This window comes from Hymenobacter terricola (genome assembly GCF_017921975.2).
Classification (GTDB): domain Bacteria; phylum Bacteroidota; class Bacteroidia; order Cytophagales; family Hymenobacteraceae; genus Hymenobacter; species Hymenobacter terricola.
The window spans coordinates 1-15529 of record NZ_JAGEMO020000066.1 but is presented as its reverse complement, the minus strand read 5'-3'; the positions used below and the strand labels follow the sequence as shown (position 1 = coordinate 15529).

At 63.0% G+C, this 15529-nt stretch carries 10 protein-coding genes; 6 read left to right on the top strand and 4 right to left on the bottom strand.

What is annotated here, in order from left to right:
* Positions 1–56: 56 nt before the first annotated feature.
* Entirely contained in the window at positions 57–2330 is a 2274-nt protein-coding gene (locus J4G38_RS22800; RefSeq protein WP_210521086.1) for a GEVED domain-containing protein, read from the bottom strand.
* A gap of 288 nt (positions 2331–2618) precedes the next feature.
* On the opposite strand from J4G38_RS22800, the gene J4G38_RS22795 reads away from it, so the two are divergent.
* The gene (locus tag J4G38_RS22795) at positions 2619–3428 is read left to right on the top strand and encodes an SDR family oxidoreductase (protein WP_210521085.1); all 810 of its coding nucleotides are present in this window, start codon (positions 2619–2621) and stop codon (positions 3426–3428) included.
* 202 nt (positions 3429–3630) lie between these two features.
* On the opposite strand, the gene J4G38_RS22790 is transcribed toward J4G38_RS22795, so the two are convergent.
* From J4G38_RS22790 to J4G38_RS22780, 3 genes are all read right to left on the bottom strand, one after another.
* Complete coding sequence (locus J4G38_RS22790) at positions 3631–5283, bottom strand: S8 family serine peptidase (protein ID WP_210521084.1); 1653 nt, start codon at positions 5281–5283, stop codon at positions 3631–3633.
* Between the two features lie 226 nt (positions 5284–5509).
* Positions 5510–6115, bottom strand: coding sequence for a transposase (locus tag J4G38_RS22785; RefSeq protein ID WP_210521083.1), 606 nt, complete (start codon positions 6113–6115; stop codon positions 5510–5512).
* 212 nt (positions 6116–6327) lie between these two features.
* Positions 6328–6741, bottom strand: a complete 414-nt coding sequence (locus J4G38_RS22780; RefSeq protein WP_210521082.1) for a hypothetical protein — start codon at positions 6739–6741, stop codon at positions 6328–6330.
* 424 nt (positions 6742–7165) lie between these two features.
* On the opposite strand from J4G38_RS22780, the gene J4G38_RS22775 reads away from it, so the two are divergent.
* The 5 genes from J4G38_RS22775 (at position 7166) to J4G38_RS22755 (ending at position 15154) form a co-directional block, all read left to right on the top strand.
* The gene (locus J4G38_RS22775) at positions 7166–9820 is read left to right on the top strand and encodes a PIG-L family deacetylase (protein ID WP_210521081.1); all 2655 of its coding nucleotides are present in this window, start codon (positions 7166–7168) and stop codon (positions 9818–9820) included.
* 167 nt (positions 9821–9987) lie between these two features.
* Positions 9988–11364: an aspartate kinase gene (locus tag J4G38_RS22770; RefSeq protein ID WP_210521080.1), complete on the top strand. Its 1377-nt coding sequence runs from the start codon at positions 9988–9990 to the stop codon at positions 11362–11364.
* A 103-nt stretch (positions 11365–11467) separates the two neighbouring features.
* Positions 11468–12121: a phosphatase PAP2 family protein gene (locus J4G38_RS22765; protein WP_210521079.1), complete on the top strand. Its 654-nt coding sequence runs from the start codon at positions 11468–11470 to the stop codon at positions 12119–12121.
* A gap of 84 nt (positions 12122–12205) precedes the next feature.
* Positions 12206–13096, top strand: coding sequence for a glycerophosphodiester phosphodiesterase (locus tag J4G38_RS22760; RefSeq protein WP_210521078.1), 891 nt, complete (start codon positions 12206–12208; stop codon positions 13094–13096).
* 102 nt (positions 13097–13198) lie between these two features.
* The gene (locus tag J4G38_RS22755; protein ID WP_210521077.1) at positions 13199–15154 is read left to right on the top strand and encodes a CocE/NonD family hydrolase; all 1956 of its coding nucleotides are present in this window, start codon (positions 13199–13201) and stop codon (positions 15152–15154) included.
* Positions 15155–15529 lie beyond the last annotated feature (375 nt).

Here is a 15529-nt window from a genome sequence, read left to right as displayed (position 1 = left end):
ACGTATTCGGGTTTGATTGCAAAGAGAAGAAAAGGAAGGCCGGGCGCAGCACCAGTCTACTCGCGCACCACGCGGCGCGTGGCCGTTTGGCCCTGGGCATCGCGCAGGCGCAGCACGTACACGCCCGAAGCCAGGCTGCTCAGGTCGAGCCCGGCATCGGCGGCCGGGCTCAGGCGCAGGGTGGTGCGCAGTACCGTGGCCCCCAGTAGGTTCTGCACCTCGGTGGTGTAGAGGCCCGCCGCGTTGGCATTGGCCAGGCGCAGGCCCACGTGCCCGTCGAGGGTGGGGTTGGGGTAGAGGCTGAGCGTGGCCAGGGCCACGGCATCGCGGGTGGCCAGGGGCAGCACCCGCAGCTGGTAGTCTTCCACCTCGGCATTCAGCACGTTGGTGCCGCAGGCAAAGGGAGCATTATTGTTCACCACGGTGAGAACCCGCATGCGGGTGTTGAGGCCGGCAGCGGCAGCCGGCAGCGTGAAGCTGGCCGTGAAGGTGGAGGTTGCCGTGGTCACGCCGTTGGCCACCAGCTCACTCGAGTCAAACACTCCGTTCTGGTTCACGTCGACCCATACTGCCGTGCGGTGAATAATGGCCAGGTTCGATACCACCGTGAGGTTTACCGGGGTGCCGGCGTTCATGGTGATGGGCGCGGCCGTGTAGTTGGCGTAGCCGTTGGTGGCCACGCCGGTCACGTTGCTGTACACCGGGTTGGAATTGGCCACGGCCACGGAAGTAATGTAGAAGGGGCTGGGCAGCTGCACCCCGGCCCCCGAAATGCCGCCCGTGCCATTGGCCGCGCAGTACAGGAGGCAGGGCACGGAAACGGTCACGGCGTTCAGGCGCGTGATGCTGGCGGTGCCATTGGTGTTCGTGGCCGACAGGCTGACGTTGTAGGTGCCCGAAGCCGTGTACTGGTGCGAGGGATTCTGGAGGGTGCTGGTGGGGGTGCCGTCGCCAAAGTTCCAGAGCCAGGAGGTGGGCAGGTTGGTGGTGAGGTCGGTGAACTGGATGGGGTTCACGCAGCCGCCAACCACGTAGTTCGTGCTGAAGTTGATGCTGGGCGGCAGGGTGTTGGGCCGGGCAACGATGGTGTAGTCCTCCACCTGGCCGCTCACGGGGCTGGTGCAGGGGCCGGGGTTGTTGCCCACGGCGTCGGCCACGATGCGCAGCCGCAGCGGCACGTTGAGGGTGGTGCCGGTGGGCAGGCTCAGGGTGGTGGTGGCGCCGGGCGTAGCCGTGTTCAGGCTCTGGTATACTTGCTCGGCCGTGGTCAGAATGCCGTTGTTGTCCTTATCGAGGTACACCCGGATGTCATGCGGATTCACGCCGCCCGTGGTGATAATCATCGAGTAGTTGACGCCCGCAATCAGCTCCGTGCGCTGCGGGCAGGTGAAGTCCTGGTAGCCCGCGCTGCCATCGGCCGAGGTGTTGTCGATGGTGCCCAGGCGGAAGCGCGTGATGCCGTAGTTGGCGAAGTAGTTGATGGTCGGGGGCGAGCAGCTGGCCGCCGCGGGCACCGCGCTGTTGTACACAATGCTGGTGGCGGCGCTGGTGTTGGTGCCGGCCGCATTGGTGGCCTGCAGCGTCACGGCGTAGGTACCGGCCGTGGTGTAGCAGTGGTTGGGGCTTTGCTGGGTGCTGGTGGGGGTGCCGTCGCCGAAATTCCAGAGCCAGGAAGTGGGCAGGTTCTGGCTGGCATCGGTGAACTGCACGCAGCCGGTGCAGGTGGTGGTGGTGCTGGTGGTGAAGCTGGCCACCGGCGCGCTCACGTTGGCTGACAGCCGCACGCTGTAGTCTTCGTCCTGCGAATACTGCGGCGTGGAGCAGGACGTGGGCACGATGCCCAGGCCGTAATCGGCGGCCACGCGCATGCGCAGGTTGGTGCTGAGCACGGCCGCGGCCGGCGGGGAAAAGGTGCCCGAATGCAGCGGCGTCAGCACGTTGGAGCTAAACACCAGCTCGTTGTTGCCGGTGAAGGCCCCGTCGTTGTTGTAGTCAATCCAGACGCGCACGTTCTCGGCCGTGTTGGGATTGGTGAGCACGCTGATGGCGTAGGTCTGGCCCACAACCAGGGCGGCGTTGTTGGTGCAGCTGTAGTCCTGGTAGCCATCGGCCTGGCCCACCGACGTTTTATTAATGAGGTTGTTGCCCACCGTCACGTTGAGGATGCCCATGTTGAAGGCCGCAGCCTGGTTGCTGCTGGCGCGGCCCGGCGTGCAGGCCGCCGCAATCGGGCAGGTCTGGGCCGAAGCGGTCTGGGCGGAGCCCAGGGCAAGCACGGCGGCCACAAAACCAGGTACAAACCGGGACCAGGAACGTAAGAGTGGATTCATGCGGTGCTTAATGGGGAAAAGATAGAATTCAGTGGATAAATGTAAGCAGAAAAAGAGGACGAAACGGCCAAAATAAGCCGTTGTCCTTTTTCAGTCGGCCGTGTATCCCGCTGATTTGCTCACTAGTGAAATTAGTATCTAGCGCTCAGGTTAACTTTTTGCCAGACCCAAATGCGCCGGTTGAGTTTAAAAGCGCTTTGCAAAAATCGCACCACCCGGCCGTAAGTTTGTCTTCACCATTTGCTCAATGCTTTCCAAATGGCCGCGTAAGGCCATTATTTTTTTGTTATGCCAACTCCAACTGTTCTCATCACCGGTGGCACTTCGGGCATCGGCCGGGCGTGCGCGCTGGCATTTGGCCGGGTGGGCTACCAGGTAGCTTTCACCGGCCGCGACGAAGCCAAGCTCGCGGATACCGCGCAGGCCCTGACGGCGGCCGGCATCACGAACCTGGCCGTCCGGGCCGATGTGGGCGACGAAGCCGCCGCCGAACGCGCCGTGCGCGAAGCCGTGGCCCGCTTCGGCGGCCTCGACGTGCTCATCAACAACGCCGGCATTTCCATGCGGGCCCGCTTCCAGGACGCCGAGCTGGAGGTTATCAAGCGGCTGATGCAAACCAACTTTTTCGGCACCGTTTTCACCACCAAGTTCGCCCTGCCTCATTTGTTGAAGAGCAAGGGCAGCATCGTGGGCATCAGCAGCATTGCCGGCTACCGGGGCTTGCCGGGCCGCACCGGCTACTCGGCTTCCAAGTTCGCCATGAACGGGTTTCTGGAAGCGCTGCGCACCGAACTGCTCGACCAGGGGGTGAACGTACTCACGGCCGCACCCGGCTTCACGGCCTCCAATATCCGCCAGACGGCGCTGGCCGCCGACGGCACTTCGCAGGGCGAGTCGCCGCGCGACGAAGGTGCCATGATGACCAGCGAAACCGTGGCCGATGCGCTGCTCAACGCCGTGCGGCAGCGGCGGCGCACGCTGGTGCTCACGGGCCAGGGCAAGTTCGTGGTGTTCATGAACAAGTGGCTGCCCGGCCTCATGGACCGGCTGGTGCTGCGCAGCTTCCAGCAGGAGGAAAAAGGGGTGGCGGTAGGGTAGCGTCACCTCACGGGACCCCTTTGGGGCACGGCTCCCTCTCCCGCGGAGAGGGGGAGCCTGACGACAACCTAACGGTACATAAAAAGCCCCTCTGTTTACCGCAGAGAGGCTTTTTGATTTTAATAATCAAGCTTATGCCGTGGCTTCCCTCTCCACGGGAGAGGGGCCGGGGGTGAGGTTGCCGCCGGGTGGGAGGAGCCGCTTACATCGTGGCTTTCTGCGCCAGCTTCACGGCTTCGTACATATCCACCACGCCGCCGGTTACGGACAGCGTTGAGAAATCAACCTCTTTCTCGCCGCCGGGGACGTGCACTTTGGTGTGGTGCACCTGCGCCGACTGCATGATGATGCGCTTCAAATCGGTGGCCGTGAGCTTGGGGAAGTAGGACTTCAGCACCGCTGCCACGCCGGCCGTGACGGGCGAGGCCATGCTGGTGCCGCTTTCGTTGCCGTAGGTGCTGCCAGGCAGGGTGCTGAAGATGCCCACGCCGGGCGCGAATACGTCCACGCCTTTGCGGCTGTAGTTGGAGAAGTCGGCGGTGAGGGCGGCGTTGTCTTTCGGGCCGGAAGCGCCCACGGTGAGCAGGTTCGGGATGGTGGTGTGGTTGATGTAGAAGGAAGCCGGGTAATTGTCCTCCAGGTCGAGGTTGTGGTTTTCGTTGCCGGCGGCGTGCACGAGCAGCACGTTTTTGGCGGCGGCGTACTTGTAGGCGGCTTCCACGGCGGGGCGCTGGGGCGAGAATTCTTTGCCAAAGCTCATGTTGATAATCTGGGCGCCGTTGTCCACGGCGTAGCGGATGGCGTTGGCAATGTCCTTGTCGCGCTCGTCGCCGTCGGGCACGGCCCGCACCATCATGATGCGCACCGGGTCGGCGGCAATGCCCTGGATGCCGAGGTTATTATTCCGCACCGCCGCGATGATGCCCGAAACGTGGGTGCCGTGCATGGGGTCGGGGCCGTGGAGGTCGTTGTTGCCGTAGTAGCGCTGGGTCACATCCTCGGGGTTGTCCTTGATGATGTCGGCGCGGGGGTTGAAATCCAGGTTGAGCGAGTTGTCCAGCATGCTGCGCTCCTGCTTCACGCCGTCGTTCAGCTCCTTGAGCAGGGCGTCGGCGTCGGCGGCCCCGGTCTGGTGCATCATGTCGAGCATGCCGGCCACGGCGCGCTTCATGTTGGGGTCGGTCGTGTTGGCGTTTTTCAGGGCCGTGGTGTCCAGCTTATCGGTGCCGAGGGCCTGCTTCATGTTGGCCACCATCATGTTCAGCGGGCCCGACATGTCCTCCACCTGCTTGGCGCGTTCCGATTCCTCCTTGAGGCGGACTTTATAGGTCTTTTCGGCCTTCTGGTACAGCGCGAAGTCGGCCTTGTCGGCGGGCTTCACGGTGGCGGCGGTTTTGCCCTTGAAGCGCTTGCGGCCGGCGGCCACGATGCGCGTCATTTCCAGGGTTTCGGCATTCACGTTGCGGCCGTCGGGGCCGCCGAGGAAGTTCCAGCCGTGCACGTCGTCGACGTAGCCGTTCTTGTCGTCGTCGATGCCATTGCCGGGAATCTCCTTGTAGTTCGTCCACAGCACCGGCTTCAAATCGACGTGAGCCGTGTCAATCCCGGAGTCAATCACGGCCACGATAACGGGCGTGGGCACCAGGTTTTTCAGGATTTCATTGTAGGCCCGCGTCGCGCCCACACCGGGCACGTTGTCGAGCTGCGGGTCTTTGAGGTACCACTGGGCGGCGCTTTGGTCGCCCACGGGGGCCGGGGCGGGCGTGGGCGTGTCGACGGATTGGGCCTGGCTGAAGAAAGGCAGGGCCAGGAGCGCCAGCGAAAGCGACCAGCGGCGGAAAGGGGAAATCGTCATGAGCAAAAAGAAACGCCGCGACGCTGCGGCGCAGATGGGAGGTAAACCGAATTCACCACAAATGAAGTTCAGCCAAGCCAAAGACGTGCCCGCCCGGCCCAATGTTGCGCCCGTACCCCCGGTCTGACCGCCCCAGGCGGTCTGACCGGTCGTCGTTGTTTGCCAGAACGGGCTTATGACAACCGGTCAGAGCGCCTGGGGCGGTCTGACCGGGGGTAGGGGTGTTTTATAGCCATCGGTCGCGCACTCGTGTGGGGTCGATGGCCTCCGCTGATTCCTGGATGAAAAGCGCTGTGCTTCTGGGTAGTCCCAACAGGCGTTGGGCCTGCTGCTGGTCGCACAGGCTGCCACTGCGCAAGCCGGCATAGTCGCGATACGACGAATAGGGCCAGTCGTCCAGCCCATTTGCCAACCCGGCGCGCATGGGATTCTGGTGAATGTAATGCAGGTAGGTGGCCGCGTAGCTAGGTTCGCAAAAAGGGCCATCTACTTGCTTGTCCTTGGTTTTGGGCTGAAACAGTCCTCCCTGTCGGCCCAATTGCTGGTTGAGCCCCTGGCTATACGAGCTGAGCAGCTCGCCAATGCCCCGCGATAAGGGCTGCGTGGTCGTACTGGTCGAGGCCGCCGTTGGCTGGGTGCCCGCCACCGTGGTGTGCAGCAGGAAATGAAAATGGTTGGGCATGAGGCAATACGCCAGCACCTCGGCGCAAGGTGCGAGGTGCTGGCGAAACAAGCGCAGAAAATGGTGGTAGTGTGCCGGGGTAAAAAAGAGCTGCTGGCCGTTGTTGCCCCGGTTGTATACATGGTAAAGCGCATCGGCTTTGTAGTGCATGGCGGGCGTTTGCTGGAGGGTGTCGTTGCCCGGTCTGACCGCCCCAGGCGGTCTGACCGGTTGTTGTGGGGGCAGATAGCATCTTGTCAGGTGCCAGAAGAATAGCTTGGGCCGCAGTCCCAGAGTTGTTGCGGGGGCAGATAGCACCTTGTCCTGGCGAATATAGCCGGGCGGGTTGTTCTCGCTTCAACCGGTCTGACCGCCTAGGGCGGTCAGACCGGGGGGATGGCGCCTTCCGGCCCGGCCACCACCAGCAGCAGGGCATCTTCGGCGGCGCGGGTGAGGCGCCAGTAGCGCCAGTAGCTGCGCTGCTCCCAAGTGGCCAGGCCCAGCTGGTGCAGGCGCTGGCTGCTGCGGCCGGCGGCGCGCTCGGTGAGGCCGGCCGCCCGGCGCAGGTCGGCGTGGCCGCACTCGGGGGCTTGCATCAGGGCCAGCAGCATGCGGCCCAGGCGGCCCTGGCTGCGCACGTCGCGCACGGCGTGGTGGGCGGCCAGCCAGGTTCCCAGCCGGGCCAGCACGGCGGCGGGCTCCTGGCTCAGGGGCGGGGCGGGCGGCGGGTTGTCGCGCGCGGCCAGGCGTTGGGCAAAGGCGGTGGCCAGGGAGGCCGGAGCTTCGGAGACAGGCATGAGAAACAGGTTTGCGGTAATACAGCCATCCAGACGGCTAATTAAAATAGCTAACCGGCGTTATAAAACTTCTGACCGTCAAATCTATTCAATTTATGATTAAATACAAATAACTAACCGTCAAACCTGAATAAACAGGTATTAAACCCATCTAATTGACTATTAAATCTAAATAAACAGGTGTCAAACCTGAATAAGTAACCGTCAAACTTGAACAAGCAACCGTCAAACATGGGCAAACAATCTTCAAGACCCGGCTGGCGCGTGTCGTAGACGTGCGCCAGCCGGGACAACCGTTTCGTTGGGCCACCGGCCAACGATTGCAGGCCGGTGGCCTGCGAATAGTCGGCCCGGGCCGCAGGCCCGCGCCATCGGCCGGCGCTCCGGTTGGTAACTTCACGGCCTCAACCCCGGTTTCCCGCGCATGATTCGTTCCCTCCGCCCGCTCTTTGCGGCCCTGCTGCTGCTCACTGCTCACTGTTCACTGTTCACTGAAGCGCAAGCGCAAACCCCCAAAACCTACACCTCCTCCGAAATCCTGCTGGGCCTGAAGAAGCTCAACGTCCTCGGCTCGGTGATGTACATCGCCGCCCACCCCGACGATGAGAACACCCGCCTTATCGCCTATATGGCCAACGAGCGCCTGCTCGAAACCAGCTACCTGAGCTGCACCCGCGGCGACGGCGGCCAGAACCTCATCGGCCCCGAGCTGCGCGAGGGCCTCGGCGTGATTCGCACCCAGGAGCTGCTGGCGGCCCGGCGGCTCGACGGCGGCCGGCAGTTCTTTACCCGCGCCAACGACTTCGGCTTCTCGAAAACGTCCGACGAAACCTTCCGCATCTGGGACCACGAGCAGGTGCTGGCCGACATGGTGTGGGTCATCCGCCAGCGCCGGCCCGATGTGCTCATCACCCGCTTCCCGCCCGATGCCCGCGCCGGCCACGGCCACCACCAGGCCAGCGCCATCCTCGCCGCCGAAGCCTTCGACGCCGCCGGCGACCCCAAGCGCTTCCCCGAGCAGCTCCAGTACGTGCAAGCCTGGCAGCCCAAGCGGCTATTCTGGAACACCGGCAGCTTCTTCGTGAAGCCCGGCGAAAACATGGACGCGTATCTGAAGCTCGATGCCGGCGGCTACAACCCCCTGCTTGGCCAGAGCTACGGCGAAATCGCGGCCCGCAGCCGCAGCAACCACCGCAGCCAGGGCTTCGGCTCGGCCGCCCAGCGGGGCGAGGCGCTGGAGTATTTCCAGCCCGTGAAAGGCGCCCCGGCCACCAAAGACCTGTTTGAAGGCGTGGACCAGACCTGGAACCGGGTGCCCGGCGGCGCGGCCGTGGGCAAGCTCATCGAGGAGGTGATTCGCAAGTATGATGCGAGCAACCCCAGCGCCAGCGTTGCGGGGATTAATGAGATTCAGAAAGCAATTATTGCATTAAAACCCACCGATGATTCTCGTTTCTATGAGCAAGCGAAACTGGAAGAGTTGCTACAATTAAAGCAAGCTGCTTTAGGTCTTTACGCCGAAGCATCAGTGGCTGAAGCCTCAATTGTTGCCGGTGAGCCAATGAAAATAACTTTAGAACTGACAAACCGCTCGGCCTCACCAATGGAAATTGGTCCTATGATTTCTATGGCTGGCTTAGAAGCGGATACTATACTGCTTCAAGGTCCTTTAAAAATCGAAGCAGGTAAAACTCTGCGTTTAATTCTGCGAGGCAAGATTTATCCATTTATTCCAGAAACACAGCCTTACTGGCTGCGGGAAAAGGGTACGATAGGTATGTACGCGCTACCAAAGAAATTCCCGGTTGGAAGACAAAGCTTGACAATTTATCCGCCGCTCTCTGCACTTCCATTTCCTGAGCTCTACGAAGTGAAGGGTAAAAAGAAGATGCATATCGTAGGGAGTGAAATGATAATTGGACAAGAATTAGTGGGTACTCCTGAGAATATGTCAGTTGGTTCACTGTATGTATTTCTAAATAGTGATTGGAACAGTGCACTGCATATTCCCGTCCAATACAAGCACACCGACCCCGTGCTCGGCGAGCTGTACCAGCCGCTGGCCGTGGTGCCGCCCGTGGCCGTGAACCTGCCCGCCGCCCGCGCCTACGTCTTCGCCGATGCCCAGCCCAAGACCGTGCCCGTGACCCTCAAAGCCGGCCGCGCGGGCGTGGCCGGCACGCTGGCCCTCACCCTGCCCCCCGGCTGGACCAGCACCCCCGCCAGCCAGTCCTTCACCCTCGCCGCCAAAGACGCCGAGCAAACCGTGAACTTCCTCGTGCAGCCAGGCCCCAACGCCGCCCCCGGCAAAACGGAGCTGCGCGCCGTGGCCACCGTCGACGGCCAGGCCTACAGCCGCGGCATTCAGCAAATCATCTACCCCCACATCCCCACCCAAACGCTGTTTCCCGAAGCCGTGGCCCCGCTCGTGAAGCTGGAGCTCAAGCGACGAGGCCAGAACGTGGCCTACCTCATGGGCGCCGGCGACGAAGTGCCCGAAGCCCTGCGCCAAATCGGCTACAACGTGACCCTGCTCGAAGCCAAAGACCTCACCGCCGCCAACCTGAAAAAATACGATGCCCTGATGGTGGGCATCCGCGCCTACAACACAGTGGACAAGCTCAAAACCCAGCAGCCCGAAATCCTCAAATACATGGAAGCCGGCGGCACCGTGGTGGTGCAGTACGTGGTGAACCGCGGCACGGTCCTCCCCGAAATCGGCCCCTATCCCATGACCCTTTCTTCCGACCGCGTAACCGTGGAGGATGCCCCCGTCACCCTCTCGAAACACCAGCTGCTGGCCGCGCCGAATAAGATTACGGCGGAAGATTTCAAAGGCTGGGTGCAGGAGCAGGGCCTCTACTATCCCTCGAAATGGGACCCGAAATACCAGACCGTGATTTCGAGCAGCGACCCCGGCGAGCCCGCCAAAGAAAGCGCCATTCTGGTGACGGACTACGGCAAGGGCCACTACATCTATACGGGCCTGTCGCTGTTCCGGGAGCTGCCGGCCGGCGTGCCGGGGGCTTATCGGATTATCACGAACATGATTTCCTACGGGAAGGAGCCGGCGCAGTAGCGAGCTACTGCTTTTCAGAAGAACGTCATGCTGAGCTTGTCGAAGCATCTCTACCGCAATAGTAATTAGTTACTCTTCGCGGTAGAGATGCTTCGACAAGCTCAGCATGACGTTCTTTTGTGTTCTCAATTATCATCTTGAAGCATTCGCTTCCTTCTACATACCCAGTGCTCACAGTAGAAAAAATCGGCGGCACTTCGATGACCGCCTTCGCCGAGGTCCTCGACAACATCATCTTCCACGGCCGCGAAGGCCAGGCGCTGTACAACCGCATTTTCGTGGTGTCGGCCTACGCCAACGTCACCAACTGGCTGCTTGAAAACAAGAAAACCGGCGCGCCCGGCGTCTACCACCGCATCACCGAGCACCAGGAGTTTCGGGTGGCGCTGCAGGAGGTGGCGGCCAAATTGCAGGAGCTAAACAAAGCCTACGAGCCCCTGGGCCTCGATTTGGCCGTGGCCGATGCCTTCATTCAGCAGCGCATCAACCAGGCCCAGACCACCCTCGAAAGCCTCACCAACGTGCTGGCCTCGGGCTACGTCAACAGCACCAACATCCTGCAGGCGGCCCGCGAAATCCTGGCTTCGCTAGGGGAGGCCCACTCGGCCTTCAACTCGGTCAATATCCTGCAAAACCGGGGCGTAAACGCCACCCTTATCGACCTCAGCGGCTTCGACGACGCGCAGGCCCTGACCATCGATGAGCGCATCAGGCAGGCTTTTGCCGACATTGATTTTGCCCGCACCGTCTGCATTGCCACGGGCTACACCAAGGGCACCGAGGGCATTATGCGGGAGTTCGACCGGGGCTATTCCGAAGTCACGTTCAGCAAGATTGCCGTGGCCGTGCGGCCCCAGGAGGCCATTATTCACAAGGAATACCACCTCAGCTCGGCCGACCCCAACCTGGTGGGCGTGGACCACTGCCACCCCATCGGCTTCACCAACTACGACGTGGCCGACCAACTCGCCGACGTGGGCATGGAGGCCATTCACCCCAAAGCCTCGAAGCCGCTGGAGATAAATGCCATCGACCTGCGCATCAAAAACACCTTCGAGCCCGAGCACCCCGGCACGCTCATCACCCGCGATTTCGTGTCGCCGGACAAGCACGTCGAAGTCATCACCGGCACCGATAAAGTGGTGATGATTGACATCCACGACCCGCTGATGGTGGGCGCGGCCGGCTTCGACCTGCACCTCATGCAGGTGTTCTTTGACCTCGGGGTGAGCTACATTTTCAAGGCCACCAGCGCCAACAGCATTTCGCTCCTCATCTGGCAAAAAGACCTGAAACCGGCCCTGGTGGCCGCGCTGGAAGCCAAGTACGAGAACATTACCGTGGAAGACGCCGCCCTGGTCTGCCTCATCGGCTCCAACATCGACGAGCCCGGCCTGCTGGCCCGCGCCGCCGGCGCCCTGGCCGAGGCCGGCATCAACATCCGTAGCGCCGGCTTTGCGCTGCGCAAGGTCAATATCCAGTTCATCGTGGGCCGGGAAGAATATAAACCCTCTATTATTGCCCTGAATAAGGCGCTGGGATAAGAAGTAGCGCGGACTTTGTAGTCCGCGTCCCCGCGCCTTTAAAACCAACCTAACGGCGTGGAAACGCGGACTACAAAGTCCGCGCTACAGTCGCACAACAGCCATGACGCTCCGCCAATTCCTCGTCTTCACGGCCATCACGCTGCCGGCCTGTGCGCTGCTGATTCTGTTTCTGGACCAGCCGCTGGCCGGGTTCATTCACGGGCATTTCGCTTGGGCGGTGCCGTTTTTTGCCACCCTCACCGGCACGGCCGATACCGTGCACGATGCGCTGATGCGGCACGTAGTGGGGCTGCCCATCATCTTTCTGGCGTTGGGACTGGCCTTCGCCGTGGGCCGCTACGCCCTGAAACGGCGGGGCGCCACCCTCTTCCTCGTCCTGCTGCTCACCCACGAATTCAGCATGGTGCTGGCCAATGTGCTGAAGGGCACCGTGCACCGGCTGCGGCCCGAAGTGCAGTTTGGCGCGGGCTACGCGGGTTCCGGCCTGTGGGCCATTGGGCCGCACAACGACTCTTTCCCATCAACGCACACCGCCATTTATCTCAGCTTGTTCTGGCCGCTGGCCGTGGCTTTTCCGCGCTGGCGCGTGCCGCTGCTGGTGCTGCCGGGCCTGATTGCGCTGGGCCGGCTGGTGCTGGGCATGCACTACCTGAGCGACGTGTGGTTCTCGGTGTGGCTGGTGGTGGCGCTCACGTTTTTGTTTGGACTGCTGGGCCAGCCGCGGCCGGCCCAGGGCCCAGAAGTAGCGTTGTAGCGCCGCGAAGTATCGCGGCGCTGCCAACTCCGGATGCCATTTTTCGTTCAGAAGGTCACCGGCCCGCGCCGTATTTTGTTTTTCATGAGAAAATACTCCGCCTTTACCGGGGCCGTGCTGGCCCTGTTTGTTCTTTGGCAACTCGCTGGCTGCACGGCGTCCAGGCCCGTGCCTGCGGCCGGACCGGTGGCGCTGGGGCACGCCGGCTCCGGTTTTTTCACGCCCATCAGCCCCTTCAATTTTCGGCCGCCGAGCAGCTGGCGCGGGGTGCGCCACGCCCTGCGGTTGGGCGCCGACGGCATTGAAATCGACCTCCAGCTGAGCCAGGACAGCGTGGTGATGCTGTACCACGACCAAACCCTGGAGAACAGCAGCACCGGCCGCGGGTGCATCAGCCAGTACCCGGCCGCTGCGCTGGTGCAGCTGCGCTACCGCGGCGGCTGGCCCTACGACTTGTTTCAGAAGGAGCGGCCCGTGACGTTCGATACGGTGCTGGCCCGCCTCAGCCGCCGCCCCACGTTTCCCCGCCTCCACCTCGACCTGCACGAAGACGACCAGTGCCTGCCCGCCGGCCACCAGCACGTCCGCACACCCGCCCTCATCCGCCAGATTGCCCGCAGCCTCGCCCGCTACCAGGTGCCGCCCGCCCGGGTCCTGCTCATCACCCAGGAAGCCGGCACCCTGCAGCTGGTGCGGACGGCCATGCCCCAGGTGCCCATTGGTCTGGAAATCGCCTCCGATGAATTCGCCCCCGGCCTGCGCCTTGCCAAAACCGAAAACATCCGCACCGTGGTGCTGGACGCCGACCGCGTCACGCCCGCGCAGGCGGGCCAGGCCCACGCCGCCGGCATGGCCGTGGTCGTCTTCGGCGGCCGCTCGGCCAAAGACATCCGGCGGATACTGGCCGCGCAGCCCGACGAGCTGGAAGTCGACAACATCAAGCGCCTGCTGATACTGCTGGGCCGCCGGAAGTAGCGCGACCCGGGTAGTTCGCGTCCTCGCGCCCGCCGAGTACCTTTTTTGGTCACGAACCACGCGGTTCGTGCTACATTGGTCGTGTCATTTTTCTCACTCCCCATGAAACCATCCATTTTCCTCGCGGCCGCGCTGCTGGGGCTGGCCGCCGCCCCGGCCCGCGCTCAGGCCCCCACCTACCCGCTGCGCTCCGATGCCGAAAAGGCCATGCTGGCCACCGTGCTGGCCGATACGCTCTACATTCAGCAGCACTTCACCAAGACGGAATACCAGGTGCCGATGCGCGACGGGGTGAAGCTCTACACCATCGTGTACGCCCCCCGGGACGCCGACAAGGTGCGTTACCCCGTCATGCTGAAGCGGACGCCCTATTCCATCGGGCCGTACGGGCCGGGCAAGTACCTGCGGCGCATCAGCCCGAGCACGGCCATGCTGCACGAGGGCTACATCTTCGCGTTTCAGGACGTGCGGGGCGCGTTTATGTCGGAAGGCACGTTTGAGGACGTGCGCCCGGCGCTGGAAAAGCACGCCACCAAAACCGACATCGACGAGGGCACCGACACCTTCGACACCATCGAATTTCTGCTCAGGCACGGGCCGAAAACCAACGGCCGCGTGGGCCAGTGGGGCATTTCCTACCCCGGCTTCTATACCACGGCGGGCCTGCTCAGCCGCCACCCCGCCCTGAAGGCCGCCTCGCCCCAGGCCCCGGTCACGGACTGGTTTTGGGACGATGACCACCACAACGGCGCGTATTTCCTCACCGGCGTGAGCTTCTGGGCCGGTTTTGGGCAGCCCCGGCCGCAGCCCACCGCCGCGTATCCTTCCGAGCTTAAGATGGGCACGCCCGACGGCTACGACTTCTACTACCGCCTCGGCTCGCTCAAAAACGTGGACGCCCAGCTCTTCCACGGCCAGGTGAAGCACTGGAACGACCTGGTGCAGCACCCCAACTACGACGCCTTCTGGCAGGCCCGCAACCCCCGCCCGCACCTGCACGACATCAAAACCGCCGTGCTCACCGTGGGTGGCTTCAACGATGCCGAGGACCTGTTTGGGGCGCTGCACACGTATCAGGCCATCGAGCAGCAAAACCCCGGCCTGTCCAACCGCCTCGTGATGGGCCCCTGGGTGCACGGCGGCTGGGCCGGCACCACCGGCGAGCAGGTGGGCAACGTGGCCTACGGCGCCGCCACTTCGCTCTGGTACCAGGAAAACGTCGAAGCCCCGTTCTTCAAAGCCTACCTGAAGGATGACAAGCCCACCGCCGCCGCCAAGCTGGCCGAAGCCACCGTGTTCGAAAGCGGCACCAATACCTGGCGCACCTTCGATGCCTGGCCGCCCAAAGCCGCCCAGACCAAAACCCTCTACTTCCGGCAGGCCGGCGGCCTCAGCTTCAGCCCGCCCACCGAGGGCACCACCGAGCGCCGCCGCGCCGAAGTCAACTTCGAATTCGACCAGTTCCTGAGCGACCCGGCCCACCCCGTGCCCTATACCGAAGCCACCGCCCCGGCCATGACCCGCGAGTACATGACCGACGACCAGCGCTTCGCCAGCCGCCGCCCCGACGTGCTCACCTACCAAACCGACGTCCTCACCGTGCCGCTCACCCTGGCCGGCCCCATCCAGGCGCTGCTGCAAGTGGCCACCACCGGCTCCGACGCCGACTGGGTGGTGAAAATCATCGACGTGTACCCCGACAACACCCCCGACAACCCGCGCAATCAGCCCGGCGTCCACCTCGGCGGCTACCAGCAGCTGGTGCGCTCCGAGGTGATGCGCGGCCGGTTCCGCAACAGCTTCAGCAAGCCCGAGCCGTTCACGCCCGGCCAGGTCACGCCCGTGCCCTTCGTCGTGCAGGACCTGCTGCACACCTTCCAGCCCGGCCACCGCCTCATGGTGCAGGTCCAAAGCACCTGGTTTCCGCTCGTTGACCGCAACCCCCAGAAGTACGTCGACAACATCTTCGAAGCCAACGAAACGGACTTCCAGGCGGCCACCCACCGCCTCTACCACAGCCCCGCCCACGCCTCGCAGCTGACGATGAAGGTGCTGTAGCCGGAGCAGCCACCCCCAAAAAGCGACTGCCAGGGCCCATCCTCCCGCTCCCAAGCCCGGCCGCCCGACTCCCAAGCCCCGCCGGTCATCCCCGAAGCCCCGGCAACTTCCACCCAAGCCTCCGCGCCCTATCCCGAAGCCTCAGAAAGCTTCTCCGAAGCCTTAGAGGGTCCTATGTTTGAGCCGCGGCTTAAACTTGGGTCTCGCTGCAACAGGAAGGAACAAGATGGATAAGAGGTGTTGGGCCAAACGAGCCCGTCTTACATGAGCATCCCCTTCCTGTTCTACGGCCACTTTGGACAGTTCCGCTAGGCCTTCAGAGCCTGTATTAGGATTGAAAAAGCACGCTGTGGAACGCACGAGAAAAGTACCTCA